The sequence below is a fragment of the Phascolarctobacterium sp. Marseille-Q4147 genome (assembly GCF_017968825.1).
Taxonomy (GTDB): domain Bacteria; phylum Bacillota; class Negativicutes; order Acidaminococcales; family Acidaminococcaceae; genus Phascolarctobacterium_A.
Window position 1 is genome coordinate 321908 of the sequence record NZ_CP072874.1, and the last position, 25556, is coordinate 347463.

Here is a 25556-nt window from a genome sequence, read left to right on the forward strand (position 1 = left end):
TTAACCCTTTATCTTTTCCTGCGACTCTTTTAAAAGCTCCAAAAAGCGCTTTGTCGGCAAGGTAAAGTTAAATTCATAATCATAAAGAACCGAAATAGGCATATTTCCCGAATACTTGGCCGGGAATTCGACTAATGTCCCCCGCTCCAGTTCCTTCATTACTTTTACCCGCGGTGTCAGAGCTATACCGAGATTCTGCTCAACTGCCATCAGTACGGATTCCGAATCGCTGAAGGTCAATACGCTTTGCAGGCGTGTGAAATCAACCTTCGATTTCAGATGCTTATAGTATACCTCGCTTGCAGGATAGGCAATAAAGGGATAATCATAAATATTATTGTTTTCTCCCATCTGTTCATACAGTTCTTTGGATGCTACAAAAACCATCGGCTGATTCCAAAGCTGTACACGCTTAGTATAAAGCGGCTGCACATCAATATGCACAAAAGCAAAATCATACAGCTTTTGTACAAAAGCATCATTTATTGTCGATTCTACCGTCATGCAGCGGTTGACCTCTATCTCCAGCTCGGGAAATTCCTTTTTGAGCTTCAGCAGCACAGGAAGCAAATAAAAGTTTATGCCCTGAGTGGAAACGCCTATTTTCAGACTGTAATTCTTCTTTTGAAACTGACGCATTACCTCCTGGCTTTTCTGATAATCAGCCATCAGCTGCTGTGCTATCGGCACAAAGTTTTTGCCGGCCTGTGTCAGATAAACATTCTTGCCATCTCGGGTAAAAAGAATAACGCCGTATTCTTCTTCCAAAGCGTTGATATGATTGCTGATTGTAGGCTGGGTAAAATTAAGATATTTCGCAGCCTGCGTAAAGCTGCGGCACTGTACAACAGTCAAAAAAGATTGATATACTTGGATATTCATTTCGGATATTCCTCAAATTCTTATTTTTCATCGAGAACAGGCACAAAATATGCTTCCACGCCGGTAATTTCTCCCGGCTGCAAACGCACAAAGGTTTCTGACGCTTTACCGTTGATTACAAAGCAGGAATAAGTGTACTTGCCGGTTGCCTCACCATTATCTGTTTCCTGCTGTACATCAGCCGAAGGAACAAACTGCTGGTAAATCAAATCGCAGTCATCGCATTCCTCCGCTTCGTAGCTCGTTGCGCCATCAGGCTCTACAATAGCGATACCTGCACCCTCACGCCCAAAGATAGGCTTTTTGATATAACGCTGTCCTGCCAGCGGTTTGCTGTCCAAATAAGTCGGCGTTAAATGCGCAGCCAGCAGTTCTTCCTCCTGCGGTGTCCAGAACAAGCGGTGCTGATATAAATACCATGCCAGCGCCAGCAGCGCTTTATTCTGCAGTACAATGGATTTTACAGGGTTAACCAGATCAACAGCACCGAAATTAGCTAACTCCATGAGCTTTAAGCCAACAGGATAGCCATCCTCGCTTTCGTCATCCATCAAAAGCTCCAGCGGATGTAGACGGTAGAGAATATCTATCCTATCTTCCTTATTTTTGAAGATTTCATTGGGAATGTACACTCCGTCATCATGTACTATAAGCTCATCCAAGCCGACAAGACGACAAACGAAAGGCTGCTTGCTCAAAATGCGTTCACGCAGCACCTTTTGCACGCGCTCAAATAAAAATTTGGCATTAGCCCAGTCCTCGCTGTAGCTTTTATCAGCAGCAAAAGCAATGCGCACTACATCCTTATCAGCATATTTAGGCTGCTCCAACAGCTTTAAAAACGGCTCTGCCAGCTCTTCACCATCAGAACGCGGCTGCAAATGCAAGCCGTACTCCTTGGCGAAGTACGCTTCAGCAACCTTGTTTGCATAAAATGTTTCAGGCAAGGCGCAGGGTGTATCCGAATTAATTTCTACCAGCTTATAGCAGCCGTCGGTATTCTTTACAAAGTCAAGACGGCTGATATAGCTCACATGGTCCGAGTTATCCGCAAGTATATACGGTGTGAGCTTATCCGTCATATTAAACAGATTAAAGGGCATTGCGCCATTATTATTGGTACGCAAAGCCTCTGCCAGACGTGACAGTGCTGCTGTAAGGCCGGCGCTGATGCGCTGCAGCTCACGCTTATTGGCATTGCTCATAAGCAGGGCGCTAATAGTAGGATAACGGTTTTCCCACTCCGGCGCATCCACATACGGCATTATATTCAAATCAATCTTATCAAGCCAGGTATCAGGCTTACGGTATTTATCCATCTTCATCACCTCAGGAAATTGCACTGCCGCTGGAACGGCTCATGCCGCTGCCGATACCGCTTTTACCGGTGCTGCCCGTACTGCCGAGCTTGGAACTTTGCGTGCTTCCTGCAGTTCCCTGTTGCACAGTAGAGCCGTTGGCGGTGTTAGCGTTTGGTTTAGGATTAGTAGACGAGCCTGCGGGTGCAGTATTCTGCTTTTGGTTAGCTGCAGGCGCAGTTCGCACACCTGCCATCGGGCCTACGCCAAAGGTACGGCCGATGAAGTACCAGGGAAAGAAGCCATGAAAAAAGCCGCCGCCGTTATCTTCATCCTTTTTTTCATCTTGATTATTCTGAGCAGAGTTATCATTCTTCCACTCACTGTCTTTATCGTTACCACAACCGGCAACACCCGTCAGCATAACTACCGCCAGCGCACCGGCTAAAAGCTTTTTACGTTTTTCATCTGTAAGCATATGAAACTCCTTTATAAAAAAATCTCTATCATTTTTACACAGCAATGTAGTAGGTCATTTTTTATATTATAGCATAAGAAGCAGCTGAATTGCACTATGACTATGCTTCATTCACAAAATCAAAAAACTCCTGACACACCTAAGTGCATCTGGAGTCAGGATTGCAGACAAACCAACAATTTATCGGCATTCTTATGAATGAATCTTTTCATTGTTCATCAACCAAGCAAATCCTTTTGCCATACGCAAAGCAGGTTCCTTAAAATGATTTCCCTGATTCCAAGCAAGAATGCAACTCAACTTATTATCTTCCAATGAGCGATACACATCACGAATATCATTTGCCACCTGTGCCAGAATTTGGTTACGTGTCTTTGCTTCCTTATCGCCAAGACTTAAATAAACTCTATTGGTTAATATTTTGTTGTTATGCACAAAATCAACAAACCCAGGAAACCATACAGACGGTGATACTGCTGCTATACCTTCAAATAAATTTGTGTGATAGCCCGCCCACAATACAAATAATCCGGCTAAAGAATAGCCGCCCGCAAAAATCTTTATATCTTGATGGTCACTTAATAACGGAACAATTACTTCATTTTTTATACGTGTTAGAAGTTTTTCTGCGTTGCCGGCAAATGCAGCCTCTCCAAAAATCGGCTCTGCCACCCATGGTGAAAGGTCGTCGTTCCAGCTATCAACCTGCACTGTAATAAACAAAAAGTCTATACTCTGCGTTATAGCTTTTATATGGGAAAGCTCATCTTCGATAAACGGCAACTCGTGTTCTCCTATTATTTGGAGCAAGACTATTTTTGCGTCGCGATTTCCTTGATAATTGACTTTCATCCTCTACTCGCCTCCCGGTTCCGTTGCAAATATTATATATTCTTTGAGTCAGAAAATCAAAAAACTCCCGACACACCTAAGTGCATCGGGAGTCGGATTGCAGACGAATCAACAATCTATTGTGCTACTAGCGTAGCAGCAAGATTATTTAACTTCTACAGTTGCGCCAGCAGCTTCCAGTTTCTCTTTCAGAGCGTCAGCGTCAGCTTTGGAGATTTTTTCTTTGATAGCTTTCGGAGCGCCGTCAACCAGCTCTTTAGCTTCTTTCAGGCCCAGGCCAGTAGCTTCGCGAACAGCTTTGATTACGCCGATTTTGGAAGCGCCAGCGGAAGCCAGGATTACGTCGAATTCAGTTTTTTCAGCTGCAGCAGCTTCGCCGCCAGCAGCCGGAGCAGCAGCAACAGCTACCGGAGCAGCTGCGGATACGCCGAATTTTTCTTCCAGAGCTTTAACCAGTTCGGACAGCTCGAGTACGGTCATGGATTCAATAGCTTCGATGATTTGATCTTTATTCATTATAGTTACCTCCAATAATAAGTAAGTTTTTATTTTTTAAGCTGCCTTATGCAGCACGCCGCGAATTAAGCGGACTCTTTTTGTTTGCGTACAGCTTCCAGAGCATATACGACATTGCGGATAGTACCTTGAAGTACATTGACAAAACCGCTGATAGGAGCATTCATGCTGCCCAGCATCTTGGCAATAAGAACTTCTTTCGGCGGCAGAGAAGCCAGTGCTTTGATTTCGTCAGCACCGATAACTTTGCCATCAAGAACGCCAACTTTAACTTTCAGTTCTTTGTTTTCTTTTGCGAATTCGCAAACGATTTTTGCAACTGCAACAGGATCTTCCGGGGAAACAGCGATAGCGGTGTTTTTCTCCAGAGAAGGTTCCAGACCTTCAATACCAGCTTGTTCTGCAGCAATACGCAGCAGGGTGTTCTTAACTACATTGTAGTGAACGCCAGCTTCACGCATTTTGCGACGCAGCTCGGTATCCTGAGCAACAGTTAAACCGCAGAAGTCAACTAAAATAGTGCATTTGGAGTTAGAAAGCAACTCTTGAATTTCAGCAACTTTAGCTACTTTTTCAGGTCTAATAACTGCCATTTAGATTGCACCTCCTTTTTTTGATGTTTTTATTAAATCAAAAAGACCTCTCGGCCGTAGCCGGAGGTCGGAAGGTCTAATATATCTTCACGCTCCAGCCTCGGCAGGCGTAGTTAAAACTTACGCACGTGGCACCTGCTGTCTATGGCCCGATTATCTTCTGATTTAGTAAAATTAAGTAAAACTACAATTATTTGTCGCTGTTAGCTTTCAGGACGTCAACTTTAACGCCAGGGCCCATGGTGCAGGACATGGTGATAGTCTTCATGTACTGACCTTTAGCACCAGCCGGTTTAACCTTAACCAGGGTGTCAGCCAAAGTCATGTAGTTTTGTAACAGTTGCTCTTCAGTAAAGGATGCTTTACCGATAGGAGCTTGTACGTTGCCGGATTTATCGGTACGATACTCGATTTTACCAGCTTTGGATTCCTTAACGGCACGGGTTACGTCCATGGTAACGGTACCAACCTTCGGGTTAGGCATTAAACCACGAGGGCCAAGGATTTTACCAAGACGACCAACAAGACCCATCATATCAGGGGTTGCGATGCACACGTCAAATGCCATCCAGCCGTTCTTGATTTTATCAACATATTCTTCACCGCCAACGAAATCTGCGCCGGCAGCTTCTGCTTCTGCAACTTTGGGGCCTTTAGCAAAAACCATAACAGTCTTGGATTTACCAGTACCGTTCGGCAGAACCAGTGCACCACGAACTTGCTGATCAGGGTATTTAGGGTTAACGCCCAGACGGAAAGCAACTTCAACAGTGCTGTCAAATTTGGTAGCAGCGGTTTTCTTAACCAGAGCTACTGCTTCTTTCGGAGAGTAGAATTTGTCAGCTTCGATTAATTTCAAAGCGTCATCATACTTTTTGCCCATTGTTATAAAATCCTCCTATGTGGTACAAGCGGCTTTTGCCTCCCACTAAATTGAGAAGACTACTTAAAATTAGTCTTCGATTACAATACCCATGCTACGTGCAGTGCCTTCTACCATTCTCATAGCAGCTTCAACGTTTGCAGCATTGAGGTCTTGCATTTTGCTTTCTGCGATTTCGCGAACTTTGTCACGACCCAGTTTAGCAACTTTCTTTTTGTTAGGTTCACCAGAAGCCTTTTCCAGACCAGCAGCTTTTTTCAGCAGAACTGCAGCCGGAGGGGTTTTGGTTACGAAAGTAAAGGAACGATCTTCGAATACAGTGATCTCAACAGGAATGATGAGGCCAACTTGTTTCTCGGTACGTGCGTTAAATTCCTTAACGAAGGCCATGATGTTAACACCAGCCTGGCCAAGTGCAGGACCTACCGGAGGAGCCGGAGTAGCTTTAGCAGCCGGTACCTGTAATTTTACCATTTTAACGACTTTTTTCGGCATTTAATTACACCTCCTTACTCAATTTCTTCAACTTGTGTAAAGTCAATTTCAACAGGAGTTTCGCGTCCCATGATATCAACGAGTACCTTCAGTTTACCCTTTTCTTCATTGATTTCACTGATTGTGCCTTCAAAATCCATGAAGGGCGCAGTCTTGATGCGGACTCTCTGATGTAACTGAAAATCAATTTTTGCGGGTTTGACAGTTTCTTCAACTTCCATACCCATCGAAGGCATAATCTGCCTTACTTCTTCAGCTGTAAGCGGAGTCGGATGGGTAGAATCAGAACCGACGAAACCAGTTACACCTGCAGTATTGCGGACAGCATACCAGTTGCGCTCATTTACAATCATTTCCACCAGTACATAGCCTGGGAAAACTTTATGCTCAACAATTTTTTTCTTGCCATCCGAAGTGATTTCAACCTCTTTTTCCGTAGGTATTTCAATACGGAAAATTTCATTTTCCATACCCAAGGAATGAACTTTTCGTTCCAGGTTTGCGCGCACTTTATTTTCGTAGCCAGAATAGGTATGGATTACATACCAATGTTTTCCTTGCTTTTCTTCTTCCATGAATAAACGGAAAGCAACGCTTCCCCTTCCCTCCTTACTTAAGCCTTACAGCTCATTATTGCAAAATTATGCGGAATAACATACTAAAGATGGAATCAATAATCCAGATTAGAGCTGCGCACAAAACAACTGCAATAATTACCACTATAGTGTTAGCAATAAGCTCTTGTTTGGTAGGCCAGGTAACCTTTTTTAATTCTACTTTAGTTTCACTAAGAAAGGTTGTAATGCTGAATCCCTTATTCTCAGTGTCTGTAGTTTCCGGAACGGCCATCTTGTCACATCCTTGCTATTACTACCCGGTTACGCACAAGCCAATATTATTTGGTTTCTTTGTGCAGAGTGTGTTTTTTGCAGAACTTGCAATATTTATTGAGCTCGATACGATCAGGATCGTTCTTTTTGTTTTTGTTGGTTTGGTAATTTCTCTGTTTGCACTCAGTGCAAGCCAAAGTAATCAGGTTACGCATTTAGTTACACCTCGCTTACGTACATAATAATAAAACCAATCACAAATTGTCGCTAATATAGAGTAACACAGTTAACACTTTATGTCAACTATAAATATCCGTCTGACGCAAATTTTTTCTGTCCAAACGGCACTTAATTACTCTAAAGTGTTTCTTTGGCAATCAGTCTTAAAAAATCAAGACCGGCCATAAGCTGACCGGTCTTGTATTTTGCATTACTATGCCGGAAAAATTATTTCTCTTCTACTTCGGAAACAACGCCAGCGCCAACGGTACGGCCGCCTTCACGGATAGCGAAACGCAGACCTTTTTCGATAGCGATCGGGGTGATCAGTTCTACTTCCATGGTTACGTTATCGCCAGGCATTACCATTTCTACACCTTCCGGCAGTTCGGTTACGCCGGTTACGTCGGTAGTACGGAAATAGAATTGCGGACGATAGCCGTTGAAGAACGGAGTGTGACGGCCGCCTTCTTCTTTGGTCAGTACATAAACTTCACCTTTGAATTTGGTGTGCGGATGAATGCTGCCCGGTTTGGACAGTACTTGGCCACGCTCGATTTCTTTACGGTCAACACCACGCAGCAGGCAACCGATGTTATCGCCGGCTACTGCTTCGTCCAACAGTTTGCGGAACATTTCAACGCCGGTTACTACGGTAGATTTTTTCTCGTCTTTCATACCAACGATTTCTACGGTATCGCCAACTTTAACAGTACCACGCTCTACACGACCGGTAGCAACGGTACCACGACCGGTGATGGTGAATACGTCCTCGACAGGCATCAGGAACGGTTTGTCGGTTGCACGTTCCGGCAGCGGAATGTAGCTGTCAACAGCGTCCATCAGTTCCATGATTTTTGCTTCGTATTTCGGGTCGCCTTCCAAAGCTTTCAGTGCGGAACCAGCAACAACAGGGATGTCATCGCCGGGGAAGTCATAGGAGCTCAGCAGTTCGCGAACTTCCATTTCTACCAGTTCCAGCAGCTCTTCGTCGTCAACCATATCTACTTTGTTCAGGAATACAACCATTGCAGGTACGCCTACTTGGCGAGCCAGCAGGATGTGCTCACGAGTCTGAGGCATCGGGCCGTCAGCAGCAGATACTACCAGGATTGCGCCGTCCATCTGAGCAGCGCCGGTGATCATGTTCTTTACATAGTCAGCATGGCCCGGGCAGTCAACGTGTGCATAGTGACGGGTTGCGGTTTCATATTCAACGTGAGAGGTGTTGATGGTAATACCACGTTCACGTTCTTCCGGAGCTTTATCGATCATGGAGTAGTCCATGAATTCAGCGCCGCCTTTTTCAGCCAGTACTTTGGTGATAGCAGCAGTCAGAGTAGTCTTGCCATGGTCAACGTGACCAATGGTGCCGATATTCAGATGCGGTTTAGTTCTTTCATATTTAGCTTTTGCCATTTTTGAAATTCCTCCAATCAATACATCAACTTAAAAATAGCAGGTACACTAGACCTATCTTATAATATTCGCCCTTGCACAGTAAAATCCTGCTGCTTTCGGCAAATAAAATAAAAAACCTCATTTTATTAATGAGGTTTAGTGGCTAATTGGTGGCGGCGCACGGATTTGAACCGCGGACACTGCGGGTATGAACCGCATGCTCTAGCCAACTGAGCTACGCCGCCATTTGGAGCTGATGACCAGGATTGAACTGGTGACCTTATCCTTACCAAGGATACGCTCTGCCGACTGAGCTACATCAGCAATATTTAGTTGGTTGCGGGGGGCGGACTTGAACCACCGACCTTCGGGTTATGAGCCCGACGAGCTACCAACTGCTCCACCCCGCGATGAAAGTTGGTGGATGGGGTTGGATTCGAACCAACGAAGCGAAACGCGGCAGATTTACAGTCTGCTCCCTTTAACCACTCGGGAACCCATCCGTTTGCGACAAAAAGAATTATACAGGATTTAGGCCCGTTTGTCAACAGCTTTTCATAAATTTATTTGCATTATTTTTGAAAACAGATGTAAGCTGCATCGTTAAGCTATTTTTCGACACCGGAAAGCTTATCCAGGCTATATTCTCCGGACCAGACAATGCTTCTGTATTTCGCCGGCGCTGTATCACCTTCGGTAGAAATGCACAGCACAACAGAGCTTTCATCAAGCTGCAGAAGAGAGTTAGCCTGTGCGTCACTGCGTCCCAATAAGGCAAAGCCCAGGCCAGCAGCACCGCTTTCGCCGGAAACAACAGCGGTATCACCACTTAAGGGATTGCCCAACACGCGCATGCCATAGGCAGCAAATTCATCCGGCATCGAAGCAAAATTATCTGCATAGCGCCGAAGCATATCCCAGGCAAGACTGCAGGGCTCACCGCAGCACAGGCCGGCCATAATCGAATCAAGAGCACCCGTTACATTATGCAGCTTTCCGTCGTCAGCCTTAGCTGTTTTGAAAAGGCAGTCCACCTTTTCCGGCTCTACTATGGTAATAATCGGTTTATCTGCTTTATAATAGTCGGCCAAAAAGGCTGCAACAGCACCGGCCATAGCGCCCACTCCGGCCTGCAGAAAGACATGCGTCGGGCGCACTCCCTGCAGCTGCTGTACGATTTCATAGCCCATGGTAGTGTAGCCCTGCATAATGTGCAGAGGAACCTCCTCATAGCCTTCCCAGGACGTATCCTGCACCATGATACCGCCGCAGTCGGCAGCAATTTTTCTTGCCATGCGCACAGTATCGTCATAATTAACATCCGTAATATATGCTTCGGCTCCAAAAGCCTTGATTGCCTCCAAACGTGCAAGCTCTGTTCCCTTAGGCATCAGCACGATAGCCCTCTGCTGCAGACGGCTGGCAGTCCAGGCAACGCCTCTTCCATGATTGCCATCGGTAGCAGTAACAAAGGTCAGCTCGCCCAGCTTTTGTTTTACCTCAGGTGCCATAAGCTTGTCATAGGTAAGTTCCTCCACAGGAAGCTGCAGACGCTTAGCAAGCTCACAGGCAATCGCGTAGCTGCCGCCCAAAACCTTGAAGGCATTCAGGCCGAAGCGATAGCTTTCATCCTTAACATAAATATCCTTAACGCCGAAAAGCTTGGCCAGATTTTCCAGACGCACCAAAGGCGTAACGGTATATTCGGGAAAGCTGCTATGAAAACGGCACACCTTCTCCGCCTGCTCATAGCCATAATGATTAACACCGGAAAGATTATCTTCCTTCTCTTGATGCAGATAATGTATTAATTCCGCCATTGCCCTGCTCCTTATTTTGTCTGCAAAAGCGCCAGTCCGCGTGCAAACTTACTGCGTTCTTCCGCACGCAGCTCCACCTGTGACGCTATTCTTTCCTTAAGTTCCAACAGCGCATCCACAGTACCGCTCATAAGCTCAAATTCAACCTCATCAATGCTGTCTCTTTTTTCACCGCAATGAATTGCGCCCTTATCTATCGCCAGCTCAATTACAGCACCGGCATAATCCAGAATATAGGTTATGCGTTCTACATCAACCGTAAACAAAGCCCTGACGCCAGCAGGAGCCAATTCGCTAAGCTCGTAACCCAGGCCAAGAGCCGCAAAGCCGTTCAGCTCAGGCTTTGCTTCTGCCAGCGGCAGATTCAGCTCCAGACGTTCGCTCAGACCATCCTTGCTTTGTTTGGAGGTCTTTACGGTCGCTTCAAAGCTGCCGTCGCCCTTGTCGCGTACACGGTAAGCAATACCATGCTGCGTCAGCGCCATATCCGCAGTATCGTAATAGGTGCTCACCAGACGGCGCTTTTTGTAGCTGTCCGGACGCAGGGCCTGCTGCATAAAGTCCAGCTGCAGCATTTTCTCCAAGCCTTCTCTGCTGAGCAAAAGCTTTAATTCAATCTCTGTATTCTTTGCCATTATTATCACTGCCTTTACCGAAATTTTTTAAACTGCCCAACGCCTGCGATGCCGAATTTTTCTGCCACCAAACCAGCGGTATACCAAAGGCCAACAGCGTTACAGCCAGCGCCGCATAAAAACGCGGCGTACCGAAAGCATCTGCCAAAAAGTTATAGGCAATGGCCCCCGGAAGCATACCGAGGACCGTTGCTGCCGCATAAATTTTAAACGGCAGGCGCACACTGCCGGCAATAATACTCACCGGATCATACGGAAAAATCGGCACCGTGCGCAAAATAATCATCTTCTTAAAGCTGCCTCTGCCTACAAGGTAGTTCGTCAAGCGTTCACCCCAGCTACCGCCAAAGTTACGCAGCAGCCAGCTGCCGCCTCCGAAACGTCCCAAAAGATAGCAAAAGCTTGCACAGCCAAAGCCACCCAAAAGCAGAAACAGTATTCCCCACCATGGGCCGAACAGCACGCCTGCGCTCAGGTTCAAAAGCAACGTCGGGAACAAAAGCAACGGGCGAATCGTATACACTGCAACATAAATAAGCGGTGCCCACACACCAAAGCCCACCACCCAGCGGCGGATATCTTCGGCACTGTGCGGATGCGGATTATACGGTGATTCGTACAAGCCATATAAAATTGCGCCCAGCACCAGCAGATAAACCAGCACGCGCAAAAATAAATATAGATATTTTTTCTTCATATAAACCTCTGATTTTCAAACTCTCATCTATTATACGGCGTTTAGAGGACGTTGCGCAAGCAGTATTGGCAAATTGTTTCCAAATACAAAAATGCCGCCACTTGCGTGGCAGCCATGCGTCCTAGTCGACGCGTTTCACCTTGTAGACAGGAAGGTTATCCTTTTTGGCCAGCTCCAGGAGCTCGGCCATGGCCTTGCCGTCACCGTATTTGCTGACGAGCAGCTCGTGCATAGCTCCTTCGGTGTAGAAGGTGCTGCGACGAACAAGCGACGAGGTGTAGGAACCGTCGGCGCAACGTCCGGGAATAGCGTAATCTGCGGTGATTTTCCGCTTCAATTTATCGTTGGTAAGGTACAAGCCTGTGCAGGATTCCTCCGCCAGGTAGCAGGACCAGCTGCGCGGTGCGAACTTACGCACCAGCGCCTCCCAGAAAGCGGGCTGCGGGCCGTCTGCAGATATATACTTGATAAAAAGCTGTCCTTTGCCGTCGAACTGGATTTTTTCAACGCCAGCGCGGAGTTCAAAGGCCTGGATGCCGGCGCCCTCAGCGATGAAGCTGAGCCAGCCGCAGTCAAAGGCAGTTTTCGGTTTACGCTCATCCTTGCGCGTCCAGCGCTTGAGCTTTTTAAAGAGGTCTGCCAGCTCCTCTTGAGGACCATAGACGTATAAATTTGTGTAACAGTAATTTGCCATATAAGAATCATCCTTTCTTTAAAACACTTAAATAGGCTAGAAAAAGGCAATAAAAAAAGCCATTATGGGAATCAATTTTTGGGTACACTAATAGCATACACACTACTAGTACACACAATCTTAGATTTTTCCCGTAATGACATCTTATAATTCTTATATGGTTGAATTATAGGTAGCGTTTTTTGCGCTGCAATTAGTATACGATAAAATATCAGATGTGTCAAGAAGTTTTGAGATTTTTTGCTTTTCTTATTCTGCACCACTTGAACCACTACTTTTGGAGCAAAAAGAAAAAGTGCGCCACTAACAATAATATATATCCCTGTAAGTAAAGTCTTCGTAAGGGTTCTAGTCCTTTATTTTATGGCATTGACAGCTATTTTAAGAAATTGTTATTTATATTATATTAAAATTTTCGAGCCACTGATTTTTTAGCAAAAAGGCTGAAAAATGTGGTGCAAGTGGTGCAAAGCCTATACAAAACCGGCACACTCAGCATATAATACAGGCACCTGAAGGCCACCACTTGCGTGGCAGCCCCGGGATTAATCAAATAATTTTTTGAACACACTGCAACCTAATCCCAAAACGGCACCTACAGCAACTACCGGAGCAGCAGCTACCGCAGCAGCTCCTACAGCAGCACCGGCGGCAGCAGTCGCAGCAACGCCACCTGCAACAGCACCACCAATAGCAGTTCCGGCAGTTGCCGCAATAGCTGCACTGCCTACGGCACTTCCGGCCGCAGCAACAGAGCCTACTACAGCTCCGGTTGCAGCTGCACCGGCACCGGCAACCGTAGCGCCAGCAGCCGTAGCACCGGATGCAAGAGCAGCACCGACAGTAGTACTGGTAACAGCAGTTCCTGCTGCACTCACACCAGAAATCATGGCAGCTCCCGCAGAAGTTGATGCTACTGCAGAGCCAGCTGCACCCAAAGCGTAACCGGCAGCATAGCTAACCGCAGTATCCTTGGCAACATCCTGGGCAGCTTCTCCTATCTCCTTATCGCCACACGCGACATCAACAAGATTGGAACCCATGCTGAAACCGGCACCGTACAAGGCACCTGCTTTAGCGGTGCTCAAGCCGGCTTTATGAGCAGCAGCTACTTTAGGTACGAAAACCGCTTTTTTAGCACCGGTTATAGCTGTTTCCTGCTGCATATATCTGGCCAATTCCTGTGCTTCCGACTTTGTGATGTTACCTTCAATAACCTTTACACCATGCTTAGCACCTTCAGCTTTTATCTTGGCAAAGCTCGGATTGCCTTTATCAACAACGATAGTCTGGCCTTTATATTCTGCAAAATTTATTTTTTGCTTAAAGCTATTTTCATAACCCAGCTTTACCTGTTGGTAGTACTTATGACCATTCTTACCAACGTAAACCAAATCTGCTGCACCGTTATTATTAATTACATAGGTAATTTTACCATTAATCGAAGTATCAGCTGCCTGCATCTCTTCACCAACAAAGCCAAACAATCCCTTTTGGCCACCACGTGCCGTATTAAGGTTTTCCAGGCCAGCTGCGAATCTGCCGGATATAGCAGCAGCCCTTGCAGCTTCCTGTACAACCAAACCACAGCTTGCTGCTCCAACTGTTCTTGAATTAATTTTTGTACCTGTATTCTTCCCGTTGTTATTTTGCAAATGACGGCCACCTGTATAACCAACCGAAGACTTGACAACTATATTATTTCCACATTGTTTAAAACCCATAATGTACGCCTCCTAAAATTTTAAATCTTATTTAGAAAATAAATCATTAACCTTCTTTTCTTCAACGAATTTTTTAGCCATTTTCTTCGGAAGTTTGATAAGCAAGCTTTTTGCCAGCAGTTTTAAAATCTCACTCCCAAGCATTATCGGCTAAATTAAAAATCAATAATTATTGTAATATCCGGCATCCTGTTCACCTCCATTGCTTTATATGTCTTTAGAAGCTTCTTTTTGCTTCCCTTGGATTGATTACATTGTAACACCACACCACCTAAATATCTTTTCAAAACTCTTGCGAACGAAAAGCTGCAAAAGGTTTTGCCAGCACGCAGCTTCGAGTACATCTCTCAAAGCTACATGCTTACAGCAGCCTTAGTCGCCTAAACGGCACCAGGTAGCAAAGTTCTGGCAGTTGTTGATAATCAGGTTATAATCACTCTCTCCCAAACGGGATTCTGCTCTCCTGATTATTTCATCTTGTGTGTAGATAGTATCTTCTGCATAAAGCCTGGGAACATCACCATCAGCAAACTGCTTCAAAGACACAACCCTGACACCATTCGTGCTGTTTTCATATACATGCTCTCTATCCTTGAAGATACCATGATGTGCATAACTAAGTCTTTGCACAACTATATGGTCGCCTTTCGAGAAATTGGTATCATACCAATCTTTCAAAAAAGGGACTGGCCGATACTTACCGGAAAGAGTATCTTCAATATTTTCTACTGTGTCGCAGGCATTATTATATACCTCCAGAGCATCGCCTACTGGCTTGCAAACCTTACGCGCCATACGCTCTGCTGATTTTCTTGCAGTGCGTTCATAATAAGGATTTCTACCATAATCCCTTGGAACAAAGCTTTCTTTAATAAAATCAAACATGCTAATCACTCCTCGTTAATTACTAAAACGTTTCTGGTCTATGAATAGCATTGGCCTAAGCTCCTGCGCCAGGCAGAAGCTCTCGGCATCCGCCTTCATAGACAAATTTCATATTAATATTTTAAATTCTCTCCCGAACCTCTTGCATTTTTCTCTCTGCAGCTTACCATGCAAGCGGTTCAAGATTCACAATGACAATCTCCTTTGCTCACTTCCTTTCCTAAGCATCATCGGCTAAATTAAAAATCAATAATTATTGTAATATCCGGCATCCTGTTCACCTCCATTGCTTTATATATCTTTAGAAGCTTCTTTGTTGCTTCCCTTGGATTGATTACATTGTAACACCACGCCAACTAAATATCTTTTCAAAACTCTTGCGAACGAAAAGCTTCAAACGGAATCTGCCTTCATAGACAAGTTTCGTACTATTGGTTTAAATTCTCGCCATAACCTATGTATATAATACTTCTTTTTATAAGAGTATACCGTGTTTTATCCTTACAGGCACAAAAAAAGGCCGCCACTTGCGTGGCAGCCCTGCGTCCTAATAGACGCGTTTTAGTTTGTAGACGGGAATGTTAACCTTTTTGGCCAGCTCCAGGAGCTCGGCCATAGCCTTGCCGGCACCGTATTTGCTGACGAGCAGCTCACGCATAGCTCCTTCTGAGTAGAAGGTGCTGCGACGAACAAGCGACGAGGTGTAGGAACCGTCGGCGCAACGTCCGGGGATGGCGTAATCTGCGGTAATTTTCCGCTTCAATTTATCGTTGGTAATGTACAAGCCTGTGCAGGATTCCTCCGCTTAGATATGGATTATTTTTTTAACGAATAAAAATCTCATATTACCTTTAGGGGATAAGTGCGCCTTAATTCAGATTGTACATTCTGAATTGAGGTTTTCCTTTTTCAAAAGAGTAATTAAATTGATTTCAAATCGATATTTCCTATATAAAAAGCTCGAAATGCTTTAACCATACGCTTTTCGAGCTTTTTATATTTTCAAAATGTTAACAATGAACTTATAACTAGAAGAGAGAAAGTAGTCAAAAAATAATTCTGAACAAGACTACTTAACAGGATTTACATGTTCATTGTGCCTTATTTCATACTCAAGAATTGCTTTCGCCAATTCATAACAGTCATCTATGTAATATTCTCCTAATTTTTTGGTCATAGCAAAACCAGCCAAAGCTGCTACAGCTTGTCCTACAAAAGGAATATATTTTGCAAATTGTTTTTTAGTATATTGTCCAGCTACTCGCTTAAGAACCCACATTATACCTTCTTTTGTAAGATATGCAAGCACCTTATCTCCAAGTTTTTTACCTACAGGTCCCAACACAGTCATATATTTTTCTATAACAGTTTCATCAAGGCCAAAACTTTCTCTAATTTCTTTAGCCATCTTATAAAAAGCCGCTAAATCAAAGCAAACATCAACACCAGGAATTGGATTCAAAGCATTCGCAACTACAGACCAAGCATATACATCAATATCATCTAAGCATTTTGCTCTTTTCCTCCCCAAATCTTGTATGCTATCTGCTTTAAAGACTGCAATGATTTTGTCCTGCTTTACTTTATCAATGCCAGAATTAAAAATGTCATCCTTTAATTCTCTGAACCCAGTACCAGTTTTACAGCTTGTAAAATAAACTTTTATATCTTCAGCCCCTACTTTGGAATAAACATCTTCAACGATTTCTTTCTTCAGTTCGTCTAAAGTTTTTCCATCATCCCATATATCATCTTCCTTATTGCGCACAATAAAATATGGATGCTTCCTAGATTGATTCCATTCCTTAAATTTTTTAAATAACTTTCCGTCGGCATCATGTAATTTACCGGCAAATACGAACAGATACAAATCATAATCCTCTACAGAAAATTGTTTGCACCAGTCTTCAAAAGGAAATCTTTTCGTGTCATATCCAGGCAAATCAACGATTCTCAATGCTCCCCAAGATGCTTCTTGGCTTTTCACTGTGGTATCTGTATATACTCCAGATTTAAATAAATTTTTGCCTATCAATTTGTTAATAACACTCGATTTACCTGCACCCGGCTGCCCGACTAAAGCAATTTTAGTATGCGTACCCTGATTTCTTTTTATTTTTGAAGAACAAGATTAGATCTAAACGACACTATATCATTTGAACCTTTTGAAGCTGCCATCCCAACCGCAAGACCAACTACTGATGCTACTCCAGCTAATTCAGCTACGCTAAGTGCTGCCAATGGTATTATGCCTTTAACCTTAGATTGAGTTACTAAACAAGGCTTTCTATATTTTTTCATTATCGTAAATCTCCTCTTACAAAACAGGCAATGATATTTTTATATTTAGTTGTTAATTATACATCAGCTTTACATAAATTTTCGATGGTTCCCAATTATGTTCTGTATTCTTCTCAGAATTAACACGAAGCCTAATATATTTACCAGTATCTTTATCTATCATTGCGGAAAGTACACAACCATCTTTATATTCAATAGCTAATACAGTGCCGGGAAAATAGTAATCAATCACTCCAAATCTCGTGATATTTTGGGCTGTATGTTCTTTGATTTCTCTTTCATTTGCTACCCTGTTAGATAGGTTAAGCAATCTTGTGCATAACGTTGTACTTTGTATTTCTGTAAGTATATGCGCAGAAGTTTTCCCAGAAAAGGCAGATTGCCAATCTTTATCTAATCTTGTCTTACGTATGGTATATTCTGAACTTAAAACTGTACGTATTTCATCAGGATATTCTTTATCCCATACTGGTGTAAAGTCACCAATATATGCATCAAGAGCAGGGGTCTGCCATTCTATATCAGATGGTATGTAAATTTGGGGAAGCGGCGAAGGCTTTAATGTATAAAATGCACCCAATACTACTAATACAGACAAGATTATACCTGCTAATACTTTTTTTGTAATTTTCATGGTCGTAAATTTCATTATCGTACCCTCCGTAATTATTCTTCTAGTCTCACAAGTCTTTTCCATTGCAATTCTCTAATCAAACATAGAATATCTTCTCTTAATTCATTTTCATCAACATCATACGTTTGCAGCAACATATCAGCAATATCAGAAGCTGTATTTTTGCAATTACTCAAAGAAATTATTTCTCCACCTATTTTATTCAAGTAACATATGTCCAGTTCTTTGCCATATAACACCATAATATCTTTTTCCCAACGTTTTTTCAAAGAAATATCGACAAGCTTTTTATGCTTAAGCCACTCCCATGTAATCATGCTCTCCCCTCCACTTCAACTAGTTGCTGAACCTTACCCCAACCAGTACGACCATTCAGCATCTTTTTGACTTGTGTCCCAACAGCCACACCTACAGCAAAAGCTTCAATAGCCGCCGCCAAACCGGCTGGAATAACCCCTTCAATACTCACATTTGAAATAACCATTGGTTTCTTATATTGTTTTTTCATTTTAACTTGTACCTTCATATTCTTATATCATCATTGACGTGATTAAGTATATTACCTTTCTGCTTTTCAGCATCAATAGAATTTATAAACTCTAAGACTTTTGGATTATGCCAAGCATATTTGCCCTTATTTTTCCAAATAGAATCTATCGTTTCGTCCAAAACATTGCCTATTGTAAAAGGAGTCATGCAATCTAATCTAAAATCTCCATTCGGGCGGATAATACCACCACTATTAGGAGCAGATACATATCGTTCCATAGATGTATTAACATTCATAGATCTTTCAATTCTTATTTTTCCTGCATATTCCCTAGACAATTTATCAATCTGTTCATAAAGATAATTGCGTTGCTCATGTGTTAAAAAAATATCTTTATTAAAAATAGCTCTACCACTTGGCAATATCTCACCAATCATAATGCTGCCAGCACCTACTGAATAAGCTAATTTAACCATATCATCTAAATAAGGCAATGTTTTAGGAGTAACAGAATGTGCTATAACCAATGGTATTCCGCTATCAGAAATTTCCATTGCTCCATTAACAGCTTTCTCCCAACTGCCTTCTACACCTCTAAACGAGTCATGCAACTCAGGTGTTGAACCATCAATAGAAATTTGAAACCAAAAATAGCGGTACTTAGAAAATCTTTTGACTTTTTCTTTGCTTAACAACATACCATTCGTAATAACAACAAACGAAGTCCCGTCTTCATGTAGTATATCCATAATATCAAATAAATCTTCTCCTAGAAGCAATGGTTCCCCTCCGGAAATAATGCATTGAAAAATGCCACCTGCTTCAACAATTTGTTTAGCTAAACTTTTCCACTTTTGCGGAGTCATGCTTGTATATTGAACACGATCAACATCCCCAGATCTATTATAACAATGCTTACATTTTAAGTTACAAGCTCCTGTCAGTTCAAATTGTAAAGTAATTGGGAAAGAGAACTCCTTTGGATACAAGTCTGCTGCTTGCATAGCAATAATATTTTCTGCTTCCTGTTTTGCTCTCTTTAAATCAACAGCATTAAAAATTTTTACATAATCCTTACTCAATCTATCTTACCTCCACGAATCATATTACAGTAATGGTGCAATATTTTATAATACTCTTCAACATCCATACCTTCAAAATATAAATGATACAAGTACTCCCCTCTACAAATATTAGGTCTTTTATTGTATATCGAGCACTTATTATTAATTAAATATTTGCATATTCCGTCTCCTCTATTGAAATTTTTCATTGCAGGTATTTTATATAAATGTTTGCAACATTCTCCACATTGATTGCAATCAAATATTTTACCATTTATAATTGTTACTTGATCCAAAATATTCTCCCTTATAATAGGTGATAGTATGTATACAAACTATCACCTATCAAGCCAACATTTCATTTTTTATCAGCAAATTAACATCAATCTCCAACGCATCAGCAATCTGATACAGAGTTTCTAAAGAAAAACTGTTGCCTCTATTCCCTCGCTCAATCTGCCCAAGATAAGCGGCACTCATACCAATCCGCTCGGCCAGCTCTGCTTGCGTATAGCCTTTCTTTTTTCTATAATATGCTATTTTCAATCCAATATTCTTGTAACGTGTAGCAAACAACGTCATCACCTCTTGTCAAGCTTCTCTTTATAATATTAACAGTTTATATAAATTATTTTTTAGGTATATAGTCTGCTTTTTTAGGTTAATAACTTCAATCAGCTTTTTTTCTCTTTTTTAGTTAATCTTTGAAAACAACTTGCAACTTCAATTCAACTTGCTTGCAACCATATACGATTGCTTCTGCTCAATTATTTTTTCAAGAAGCGACAGCCCCTCACTGCCGCTTCCTGCACCCATCAAGCCTCTCGCTTTACCTCATACACTGGCAAGCCATCGTGCTGAAATGTTTCCACACTAGCGCGATTATCAAAGGCTTGCATACCTGCCCCTTGGGCAATAAAGCCAATCCAACCAGAGCCGAAAGGCGTACGCTCTTTGCGCTCGTCCTTGTGCGTCCAGCACTTGAGCTTTTTTAAAGAGGTTTGCCAGCTCCTCTTGCAGACCATGAACATATAAATTTGTGTAACTGTAATTTGCCATATAAGAATCATCCTTTCTTTATAACACTGAATATGCGAAAAACGCAACAAAAAAAGCTATTATAATGAAATTTTCGCATAGGAAAATATCATTATAATAGCCTAAAATTCTTATATAAACAAATGTATACAGCTTGTCTAAGTGCTGTGTGGTTATTATATAGCGAATCAGTAAATCTGTCAAGGTAACACAAAAATTTTTTCTACCGCCCACCCACAACTAAATCCAATCCTTCACATCTGCAAAATAAATGTGAACGCCTTGACTTTATTATCTGCTCATATGATAATAATAGTGTGAGAAGAAATTGTTTATCTTTCAAGACTGCCGCGAAGGCAGCCAATTTACAGAAAGCGGTGATACCATGATTTTTAAATTTGAAGCACAAGCCCCCAAAATTGATGAAAAGGCCTATGCCTTTAATACTGCCACCCTGATTGGCAAGGTTGAGCTTAAAGAGTACGCCAGCGTTTGGCCCGGCGTTACTATCCGCGGCGACGTTAACCGCATCGAGGTTGGCCGCTACAGCAACATTCAGGACAACAGCGTACTGCACGTTGCCGATAAATACGCCTGCATCGTAGGCGATTATGTAACCGTAGGCCACTGTGCTCTGCTGCATGCCTGCACCGTTGAAGACCACTGCCTCATCGGCATGCATTCCACCGTACTTGACGGCGCTGTAATCGGCCACGGCTCTATCGTTGCTGCCGGTGCCGTTGTAACCAAAGGCACCATCGTACCGCCGAATTCCCTGGTTGCCGGCATTCCTGCCAAGGTTATCAAAACATTGGACGAAAAAGGTATAGCTGCAATCCACGCTCAGGCTCTGAAATACAAAACTCTGTGGACCGAACGCTACGGCCTGCTGCCTGACAATGACGGTGAACGCTACCACGGCGAGCAAATCGTTTAAATTCCCCAAGCAAGGAAGTATGACAATGTCCTCTGATTAATCAGGTCACGCTTCGCTATAATGTGCAAAACAAAATCCCGTTATCAGGTACAGGCCTGTTAACGGGATTTTTTGCTGCAAGTATGCGCTTACGCTGCTAACCAAGAAAGCCATCTCTGCAATTCTTCAGAAGAACAGAGATGGCTTTAATTATTGAATAAAATTTTTATCAGTTACCTTCAACAGCAACTGCTTTTTTGGCCGGGCAAACAATTGCAGCAATAGCATAAGCAGCAATGCATACCAGCCATTCCATATAGATTACATTCGGGAAAATGCGTACTGCCGGGGTAAGCTGCCACAGTACCAGCAGCACCAGGCCTGCCAGCAAAGTCCAGAAGCCTGCGGCTTTAGAAGCATACTGCGGGAAGAACAGCGCTACGATTACGATAACGCTGAAGGCAGCAGTCAAAGACAGACCAATCATAATCGTACCCAAAATACTGGATACGCTCATAGCAAGTCCCAAGGTAAGGATACCGCTGATAATAATGCAGGCACGTGTCATCAGCAGCTGACGCGCTTGGTCGCACTGCGGATTGATAAAGCGCTTGTAGATATCGCTGGAGAACAAAGTACCGGCGCTCAGCAGCAGGTTGCAGGCGGTAGATACATCCGCAGCCCACAGAGCTGCCAAAGTGATGCCTGCCAATACCGGCTGCAGGCCTACGATAACCTGCGGCAAAGCAAGTGCAGCCTGCGCATCAGGATACATAGCCTTAGCAACCAAGCCAAGGAAGGCAGCAAGAACGCCTACCGGCAGCATCAGAATGCCGCCCCAGACGAAGCCCTTCTTAGCAGTTGCAGCGTCTTTAGCGCCCAAAGAAATCTGCAGAATACTTTGCAGAGAAAGATTTACGGTAATCAGGGTTACAACCCAGCTGGTGATAGTTACAGGGCCAACACCGTCAATAAAGCTGAACCAAGGCACATTAGCCGGCAAAGCAGCAGCCAGATGATCCATGCTGCCGATTTTTTTGAACTGGATAATCGTTGCCGCCAAAATGCCAACGTAAATCAGAATAATGTTCAATACATTAGATAAGGATGCAGACCACATACCACCGATAAAGGTAATACCGATAAAGGTGATGGCGCTGACAATCATACCTGTGTGGAAATCAAAGATATCCGGCAGGATAGCGTGCAGAATACTGCCACCCGCAATATATTGCAGACTGATGATTACCAGTTGAATAACAATCTGGCAGAAAACGCCCAAGATTACCGCGCCCTTGGTATGATGGCGTTCAATAAGCTCAGTGATAGTCGTAATGTTTTGTTCACGATATTTTTTAGCCATGAACAGGCCCATAACAATCGCGCCCAAAGCCCAGGCAATCGTATACCATCCGGCACTCAGACCAACACGGAAGGCGTGCTCGGAAACGCCGATAGTCGACGCACCGCCGACAGCCAGACCGATAATAGTAACACAAATCAGAGGCGCAGAAAGTCTGCGTCCCGCAAGAGCAAAGTTTTCGTTGTTTCCTTCACTACGTTTTTTAGCATACCAGCTGATAGCGAACAAAGCAACAATGTACAATATTAAGATGACTAAAGAAACAGGCACAAAAAATCCTCCTTTAAATTATACATGCCTGTTAAAGAAATACAACGTCATTGCTGGCAGTATCCCTATACTGCCTCACATCAGACCTAATCGTGCAGACTTCAACAACATATAATACAAAACCATTTGTGCTGTCATTACAATTCCCCATCGCCCATACCAGCAAGCATCCCAATGCAGACCAAATATACGCCTCCTGATGCTTCCTTGCAAAGCAGCCACATATATATTAGCTAAATTATATCCCGCCAGGAAAAAACAGTCAAGATTTTTTCACAAAAAAGTATTGACAAAATAGCCTCTTGCAGTTAAAATAAGTATTGTTGTTGGCCTCGTAGCTCAGCTGGATAGAGCGTTTGACTACGAATCAAAAGGTCGCAGGTTCGAGTCCTGCCGAGGTCACCATTTTGAAATCGACACCGCAAGAAATTGCGGTGTTTTTTGTTTTTCTAATTCAAAAATAATCTTCGCAAAAAAAAGAACCGGCCATAAAACCGGTTCTGCATAAAGCAATAACAAAGCATTGACGCCGAAAGCTACCCCTGATACTGCTTGCGCATTATCAGGGGTATTTTCATGCGTTATATAGAAATATGTGTATGAGTAAAAATTACAGGCTGCGGATTTTTTTGCGCAGCGGCAGAATGCTTGCCGGACTTACGGAAAGCTCGTCCATGCCCATGCGTACAAATTCCTTAGTCAGGCTCAAATCAGCGCCCAGCTCGCCGCAGACGCCGCACCAGATGCCTGCTGCATGCGCTCCCTGCACCGTCATTTCAATCAGACGCAAAATCGCAGGATGATGTGCATCAAAGAACGGCTCCAGCTGCTGGTTCTGACGATCTATAGCCAACGTATACTGGCTCAAATCGTTTGTGCCGATGCTGAAGAAATCAACTTCCTTAGCCAGCTCCGCACTGATCAGTGCTGCTGCCGGCGTTTCAATCATAATGCCGACTTCCATCTTCGGGTCGAATGATACGCCTGCATACTTCAGCTCTGCCTGCACCTCACGCAGAATTCTGCGCGCCTTGCGCACCTCTTCTACGCTGATAATCATCGGGAACATCACCGCCAGCTTGCCATATGCAGAGGCACGGCATATAGCACGCAGCTGCGTAGCAAACAGCTCCGGTCTTTCTAGGCAGATACGGATAGCGCGATAGCCAAGCGCCGGATTTTCCTCCTGCGGCAGCTCGAAGTAATCAGCTTGCTTATCAGCGCCGATATCAAGCGTACGGATAATTACACGCTTTCCGGCCATCGCTTCTGCTGCCAGCTTATACTTTTCAAACTGCTGCTCCTCTGTCGGATAATCCTTGCTTTCCAGATAAATGAACTCGCTGCGGAAAAGGCCGATGCCCTCTGCATCGTTCGCCAGCACGCTGGCCAGGTCGCCCGTGCCGCCGATGTTGGCATATACATGCACCTGCTGGCCGCCGCCGGTGATGCTCTTTTTACCCTTGAGCTCCTCCAACAGCTTTTTATGCTGTGCATCCTGTTCCATCTTCGCTTTAATACGTTCCAACGTTGCTTCATCAGGATCAACGAAAACCTCGCCGGTATAGCCATCAACCGCTACCAGCTTGCCGTCATATTCTTCACCGATGCTGCTGCCGGTGCTGACAACCGCAGGAATACCAATAGTACGCGCCAAAATTGCCGTATGCGAATTTACACTGCCTGCTGCCGTCACAAAGCCCTGCACACGCGATTTATCAAGCTGTACTGTTTCGCTGGGTGCCAAATCATCCGCTGCCAGAATATAGCGGCCGCTGCCGCTTTCCCAGCTGCTGCCTGCATCACCCAGGCAGCCAAGCACCTTGTTGGAAATATCCTTGACATCGGCAGCACGTGCACGCATATAATCGTCTTCCATCGAAGAAAAAATTTCAGCAAAGTTGGCAGCCGTTGTCTGTACCGCATATTCTGCATTAACCTGCTGCGTGCGGATAATCCCCTCTACAGACTCAATATAATCAAGATCCTCCAGCATCATCTGGTGGATTTCAAAAATAGCGGCATTATCTTTGCCTACATCCACAACAGCCTTTTCATAAAGCTCTGCCAGCTTGGCTATAGCCTCCTGACGTGCTGTCTGAAAGCGTGCAACCTCAGCCTCGGCATTTTGAACCTTACGGCGTTTAACCGCAGCTGTATTACGGCGCAGTACAGCCAAGGTTCCCAGCGTTACGCCGCCGCAAACGCCCTTACCCTTTAATGAAAGCATTTTATCACCTCGCGAAAAATCTCTCTTACTGCGAAATTACAGATTAACCTTGAGGAAAGCCTCTAAAGCTGCTGCTGCTGCGTCTTCGTCCGCACCCTCACAGGTAACGGTAATCTCTTCGCCCTTTTTAACGCCCAAGGCCATAACACCGAAGATACGCTTCAAATCGCCTTTTTTAGCACCCTTGGCAATGGTAGTAGTGCTGGCAAATTTTGCAGCCTCTTTAACGAGCAGTCCTGCCGGACGTGCATGAATGCCTGCTTCATCAGTAATAACATAAGTAAATTGTTTCATTTTTATTTCCTCCGTTTCGCTAATAACAATATTCTGCCGCTAAATTCTTAAAAT

The 25556-nt window shown here is 43.8% G+C and carries 30 protein-coding genes, 5 tRNA genes and 1 other annotated feature; of the genes, 2 read left to right on the top strand and 33 right to left on the bottom strand.

Going from position 1 to position 25556, the window contains the following annotated elements; genetic code table 11:
• From KAH19_RS01360 to KAH19_RS01505, 30 genes are all read right to left on the bottom strand, one after another.
• Nucleotides 1–882, bottom strand: a complete 882-nt coding sequence (locus tag KAH19_RS01360) for a LysR family transcriptional regulator (protein ID WP_210684814.1) — start codon at nucleotides 880–882, stop codon at nucleotides 1–3.
• Between the two features lie 20 nt (nucleotides 883–902).
• Nucleotides 903–2201: a glutathionylspermidine synthase family protein gene (locus tag KAH19_RS01365; RefSeq protein WP_210684815.1), complete on the bottom strand. Its 1299-nt coding sequence runs from the start codon at nucleotides 2199–2201 to the stop codon at nucleotides 903–905.
• Nucleotides 2202–2211: 10 nt separating this feature from the next.
• Nucleotides 2212–2658 carry a hypothetical protein gene (locus KAH19_RS01370; RefSeq protein ID WP_210684816.1) on the bottom strand — a complete coding sequence of 149 codons (447 nt, stop codon included), beginning with the start codon at nucleotides 2656–2658 and terminating at the stop codon, nucleotides 2212–2214.
• A gap of 192 nt (nucleotides 2659–2850) precedes the next feature.
• Nucleotides 2851–3510, bottom strand: coding sequence for a hypothetical protein (locus KAH19_RS01375; RefSeq protein ID WP_210684817.1), 660 nt, complete (start codon nucleotides 3508–3510; stop codon nucleotides 2851–2853).
• 144 nt (nucleotides 3511–3654) lie between these two features.
• Nucleotides 3655–4026 (bottom strand): 50S ribosomal protein L7/L12, encoded by a 372-nt coding sequence (rplL, locus tag KAH19_RS01380; protein ID WP_210684818.1) that lies wholly within the window; start codon nucleotides 4024–4026, stop codon nucleotides 3655–3657.
• Nucleotides 4027–4091: 65 nt separating this feature from the next.
• The gene (gene rplJ, locus KAH19_RS01385) at nucleotides 4092–4619 is read right to left on the bottom strand and encodes a 50S ribosomal protein L10 (RefSeq protein WP_009145194.1); all 528 of its coding nucleotides are present in this window, start codon (nucleotides 4617–4619) and stop codon (nucleotides 4092–4094) included.
• 30 nt (nucleotides 4620–4649) lie between these two features.
• Nucleotides 4650–4785: a sequence feature (ribosomal protein L10 leader region), on the bottom strand.
• Between the two features lie 24 nt (nucleotides 4786–4809).
• Nucleotides 4810–5502 (bottom strand): 50S ribosomal protein L1, encoded by a 693-nt coding sequence (gene rplA, locus KAH19_RS01390; RefSeq protein ID WP_021721101.1) that lies wholly within the window; start codon nucleotides 5500–5502, stop codon nucleotides 4810–4812.
• A gap of 69 nt (nucleotides 5503–5571) precedes the next feature.
• Entirely contained in the window at nucleotides 5572–5997 is a 426-nt protein-coding gene (gene rplK, locus KAH19_RS01395) for a 50S ribosomal protein L11 (RefSeq protein ID WP_009145196.1), read from the bottom strand.
• A gap of 14 nt (nucleotides 5998–6011) precedes the next feature.
• Nucleotides 6012–6572 (bottom strand): transcription termination/antitermination protein NusG, encoded by a 561-nt coding sequence (gene nusG / locus KAH19_RS01400; RefSeq protein WP_210684819.1) that lies wholly within the window; start codon nucleotides 6570–6572, stop codon nucleotides 6012–6014.
• Between the two features lie 55 nt (nucleotides 6573–6627).
• A complete protein-coding gene (secE, locus tag KAH19_RS01405) occupies nucleotides 6628–6846 on the bottom strand; it encodes a preprotein translocase subunit SecE (protein WP_210684820.1) in 219 nt (72 codons plus the stop codon).
• Nucleotides 6847–6892: 46 nt separating this feature from the next.
• Nucleotides 6893–7042 (bottom strand): 50S ribosomal protein L33, encoded by a 150-nt coding sequence (gene rpmG / locus KAH19_RS01410; protein WP_009145199.1) that lies wholly within the window; start codon nucleotides 7040–7042, stop codon nucleotides 6893–6895.
• A gap of 232 nt (nucleotides 7043–7274) precedes the next feature.
• Entirely contained in the window at nucleotides 7275–8465 is a 1191-nt protein-coding gene (tuf, locus tag KAH19_RS01415; RefSeq protein ID WP_009145072.1) for an elongation factor Tu, read from the bottom strand.
• Nucleotides 8466–8615: 150 nt separating this feature from the next.
• Nucleotides 8616–8692: transfer RNA gene (locus KAH19_RS01420), tRNA-Met, on the bottom strand.
• A gap of 3 nt (nucleotides 8693–8695) precedes the next feature.
• Nucleotides 8696–8771: transfer RNA gene (locus tag KAH19_RS01425), tRNA-Thr, on the bottom strand.
• A gap of 10 nt (nucleotides 8772–8781) precedes the next feature.
• A tRNA-Met gene (locus KAH19_RS01430) sits at nucleotides 8782–8857 on the bottom strand.
• A gap of 8 nt (nucleotides 8858–8865) precedes the next feature.
• A tRNA-Tyr gene (locus KAH19_RS01435) sits at nucleotides 8866–8950 on the bottom strand.
• Between the two features lie 105 nt (nucleotides 8951–9055).
• Nucleotides 9056–10267 carry a diaminopropionate ammonia-lyase gene (gene dpaL, locus KAH19_RS01440; protein WP_210684821.1) on the bottom strand — a complete coding sequence of 404 codons (1212 nt, stop codon included), beginning with the start codon at nucleotides 10265–10267 and terminating at the stop codon, nucleotides 9056–9058.
• Between the two features lie 11 nt (nucleotides 10268–10278).
• Nucleotides 10279–10902, bottom strand: a complete 624-nt coding sequence (locus KAH19_RS01445) for a CYTH domain-containing protein (protein ID WP_210684822.1) — start codon at nucleotides 10900–10902, stop codon at nucleotides 10279–10281.
• Nucleotides 10880–11599, bottom strand: coding sequence for a TVP38/TMEM64 family protein (locus tag KAH19_RS01450; RefSeq protein WP_210684823.1), 720 nt, complete (start codon nucleotides 11597–11599; stop codon nucleotides 10880–10882). Before KAH19_RS01450 ends, KAH19_RS01445 begins: the two co-directional genes overlap by 23 nt.
• 121 nt (nucleotides 11600–11720) lie before the next feature.
• Entirely contained in the window at nucleotides 11721–12293 is a 573-nt protein-coding gene (locus tag KAH19_RS01455; RefSeq protein ID WP_210684824.1) for a hypothetical protein, read from the bottom strand.
• A gap of 545 nt (nucleotides 12294–12838) precedes the next feature.
• Complete coding sequence (locus KAH19_RS01460; protein WP_210684825.1) at nucleotides 12839–14017, bottom strand: hypothetical protein; 1179 nt, start codon at nucleotides 14015–14017, stop codon at nucleotides 12839–12841.
• Between the two features lie 372 nt (nucleotides 14018–14389).
• On the bottom strand, nucleotides 14390–14902 hold the full coding sequence (locus KAH19_RS01465; protein WP_210684826.1) for a lecithin retinol acyltransferase family protein: 513 nt from the start codon (nucleotides 14900–14902) through the stop codon (nucleotides 14390–14392).
• 547 nt (nucleotides 14903–15449) lie between these two features.
• Nucleotides 15450–15686 (bottom strand): hypothetical protein, encoded by a 237-nt coding sequence (locus tag KAH19_RS01470; protein ID WP_210684827.1) that lies wholly within the window; start codon nucleotides 15684–15686, stop codon nucleotides 15450–15452.
• A gap of 285 nt (nucleotides 15687–15971) precedes the next feature.
• Complete coding sequence (locus tag KAH19_RS01475; RefSeq protein WP_210685471.1) at nucleotides 15972–17018, bottom strand: GTPase; 1047 nt, start codon at nucleotides 17016–17018, stop codon at nucleotides 15972–15974.
• Nucleotides 17015–17203, bottom strand: a complete 189-nt coding sequence (locus KAH19_RS01480; protein WP_021719948.1) for a hypothetical protein — start codon at nucleotides 17201–17203, stop codon at nucleotides 17015–17017. The genes KAH19_RS01475 and KAH19_RS01480 overlap by 4 nt, the downstream gene beginning before the upstream one ends.
• 52 nt (nucleotides 17204–17255) lie before the next feature.
• Nucleotides 17256–17852: a hypothetical protein gene (locus tag KAH19_RS01485; RefSeq protein WP_210684828.1), complete on the bottom strand. Its 597-nt coding sequence runs from the start codon at nucleotides 17850–17852 to the stop codon at nucleotides 17256–17258.
• A 17-nt stretch (nucleotides 17853–17869) separates the two neighbouring features.
• The gene (locus tag KAH19_RS01490) at nucleotides 17870–18154 is read right to left on the bottom strand and encodes a PqqD family protein (RefSeq protein ID WP_021719946.1); all 285 of its coding nucleotides are present in this window, start codon (nucleotides 18152–18154) and stop codon (nucleotides 17870–17872) included.
• Complete coding sequence (locus KAH19_RS01495; protein WP_021719945.1) at nucleotides 18151–18363, bottom strand: hypothetical protein; 213 nt, start codon at nucleotides 18361–18363, stop codon at nucleotides 18151–18153. Before KAH19_RS01495 ends, KAH19_RS01490 begins: the two co-directional genes overlap by 4 nt.
• Nucleotides 18360–19409: a radical SAM/SPASM domain-containing protein gene (locus KAH19_RS01500; RefSeq protein WP_021719944.1), complete on the bottom strand. Its 1050-nt coding sequence runs from the start codon at nucleotides 19407–19409 to the stop codon at nucleotides 18360–18362. The genes KAH19_RS01495 and KAH19_RS01500 overlap by 4 nt, the downstream gene beginning before the upstream one ends.
• A gap of 327 nt (nucleotides 19410–19736) precedes the next feature.
• Entirely contained in the window at nucleotides 19737–19973 is a 237-nt protein-coding gene (locus tag KAH19_RS01505; RefSeq protein WP_044484232.1) for a helix-turn-helix domain-containing protein, read from the bottom strand.
• 844 nt (nucleotides 19974–20817) lie between these two features.
• Between KAH19_RS01505 and KAH19_RS01510 the strand changes: the two genes are divergently transcribed.
• On the top strand, nucleotides 20818–21366 hold the full coding sequence (locus KAH19_RS01510; protein ID WP_371816691.1) for a gamma carbonic anhydrase family protein: 549 nt from the start codon (nucleotides 20818–20820) through the stop codon (nucleotides 21364–21366).
• A gap of 208 nt (nucleotides 21367–21574) precedes the next feature.
• Here the strand turns inward: KAH19_RS01510 and KAH19_RS01515 are convergent, their stop codons facing one another.
• The gene (locus KAH19_RS01515) at nucleotides 21575–22978 is read right to left on the bottom strand and encodes a sodium:solute symporter family protein (protein WP_210684830.1); all 1404 of its coding nucleotides are present in this window, start codon (nucleotides 22976–22978) and stop codon (nucleotides 21575–21577) included.
• Between the two features lie 328 nt (nucleotides 22979–23306).
• Between KAH19_RS01515 and KAH19_RS01520 the strand changes: the two genes are divergently transcribed.
• Nucleotides 23307–23383 (top strand) — tRNA-Arg (locus KAH19_RS01520).
• 205 nt (nucleotides 23384–23588) lie between these two features.
• Here KAH19_RS01520 and ptsP read toward each other — a convergent pair.
• Complete coding sequence (gene ptsP / locus KAH19_RS01525) at nucleotides 23589–25208, bottom strand: phosphoenolpyruvate--protein phosphotransferase (RefSeq protein ID WP_210684831.1); 1620 nt, start codon at nucleotides 25206–25208, stop codon at nucleotides 23589–23591.
• A 36-nt stretch (nucleotides 25209–25244) separates the two neighbouring features.
• Nucleotides 25245–25502, bottom strand: coding sequence for an HPr family phosphocarrier protein (locus KAH19_RS01530; protein ID WP_210684832.1), 258 nt, complete (start codon nucleotides 25500–25502; stop codon nucleotides 25245–25247).
• Nucleotides 25503–25556 lie beyond the last annotated feature (54 nt).

What these genes read in the sequence shown, in the direction of transcription:
- KAH19_RS01375 (WP_210684817.1), bottom strand. Translation starts at nt 3,510, where the DNA reads ATGAAAGTCAATTATCAAGGAAATCGCGACGCAAAAATAGTCTTGCTC.
- rplJ (WP_009145194.1), bottom strand. Translation starts at nt 4,619, where the DNA reads ATGGCAGTTATTAGACCTGAAAAAGTAGCTAAAGTTGCTGAAATTCAA.
- rplL (WP_210684818.1), bottom strand. Translation starts at nt 4,026, where the DNA reads ATGAATAAAGATCAAATCATCGAAGCTATTGAATCCATGACCGTACTC.
- KAH19_RS01370 (WP_210684816.1), bottom strand. Translation starts at nt 2,658, where the DNA reads ATGCTTACAGATGAAAAACGTAAAAAGCTTTTAGCCGGTGCGCTGGCG.
- KAH19_RS01465 (WP_210684826.1), bottom strand. Translation starts at nt 14,902, where the DNA reads ATGTTTGATTTTATTAAAGAAAGCTTTGTTCCAAGGGATTATGGTAGA.
- rplA (WP_021721101.1), bottom strand. Translation starts at nt 5,502, where the DNA reads ATGGGCAAAAAGTATGATGACGCTTTGAAATTAATCGAAGCTGACAAA.
- KAH19_RS01530 (WP_210684832.1), bottom strand. Translation starts at nt 25,502, where the DNA reads ATGAAACAATTTACTTATGTTATTACTGATGAAGCAGGCATTCATGCA.
- KAH19_RS01495 (WP_021719945.1), bottom strand. Translation starts at nt 18,363, where the DNA reads ATGAAGGTACAAGTTAAAATGAAAAAACAATATAAGAAACCAATGGTT.
- KAH19_RS01445 (WP_210684822.1), bottom strand. Translation starts at nt 10,902, where the DNA reads ATGGCAAAGAATACAGAGATTGAATTAAAGCTTTTGCTCAGCAGAGAA.
- KAH19_RS01360 (WP_210684814.1), bottom strand. Translation starts at nt 882, where the DNA reads ATGAATATCCAAGTATATCAATCTTTTTTGACTGTTGTACAGTGCCGC.
- KAH19_RS01505 (WP_044484232.1), bottom strand. Translation starts at nt 19,973, where the DNA reads ATGACGTTGTTTGCTACACGTTACAAGAATATTGGATTGAAAATAGCA.
- rplK (WP_009145196.1), bottom strand. Translation starts at nt 5,997, where the DNA reads ATGCCGAAAAAAGTCGTTAAAATGGTAAAATTACAGGTACCGGCTGCT.
- KAH19_RS01455 (WP_210684824.1), bottom strand. Translation starts at nt 12,293, where the DNA reads ATGGCAAATTACTGTTACACAAATTTATACGTCTATGGTCCTCAAGAG.
- nusG (WP_210684819.1), bottom strand. Translation starts at nt 6,572, where the DNA reads ATGGAAGAAGAAAAGCAAGGAAAACATTGGTATGTAATCCATACCTAT.
- tuf (WP_009145072.1), bottom strand. Translation starts at nt 8,465, where the DNA reads ATGGCAAAAGCTAAATATGAAAGAACTAAACCGCATCTGAATATCGGC.
- KAH19_RS01480 (WP_021719948.1), bottom strand. Translation starts at nt 17,203, where the DNA reads ATGAAAAAATATAGAAAGCCTTGTTTAGTAACTCAATCTAAGGTTAAA.
- KAH19_RS01450 (WP_210684823.1), bottom strand. Translation starts at nt 11,599, where the DNA reads ATGAAGAAAAAATATCTATATTTATTTTTGCGCGTGCTGGTTTATCTG.
- dpaL (WP_210684821.1), bottom strand. Translation starts at nt 10,267, where the DNA reads ATGGCGGAATTAATACATTATCTGCATCAAGAGAAGGAAGATAATCTT.
- ptsP (WP_210684831.1), bottom strand. Translation starts at nt 25,208, where the DNA reads ATGCTTTCATTAAAGGGTAAGGGCGTTTGCGGCGGCGTAACGCTGGGA.
- rpmG (WP_009145199.1), bottom strand. Translation starts at nt 7,042, where the DNA reads ATGCGTAACCTGATTACTTTGGCTTGCACTGAGTGCAAACAGAGAAAT.
- KAH19_RS01365 (WP_210684815.1), bottom strand. Translation starts at nt 2,201, where the DNA reads ATGGATAAATACCGTAAGCCTGATACCTGGCTTGATAAGATTGATTTG.
- KAH19_RS01490 (WP_021719946.1), bottom strand. Translation starts at nt 18,154, where the DNA reads ATGATTACATGGGAGTGGCTTAAGCATAAAAAGCTTGTCGATATTTCT.
- KAH19_RS01460 (WP_210684825.1), bottom strand. Translation starts at nt 14,017, where the DNA reads ATGGGTTTTAAACAATGTGGAAATAATATAGTTGTCAAGTCTTCGGTT.
- secE (WP_210684820.1), bottom strand. Translation starts at nt 6,846, where the DNA reads ATGGCCGTTCCGGAAACTACAGACACTGAGAATAAGGGATTCAGCATT.
- KAH19_RS01485 (WP_210684828.1), bottom strand. Translation starts at nt 17,852, where the DNA reads ATGAAATTTACGACCATGAAAATTACAAAAAAAGTATTAGCAGGTATA.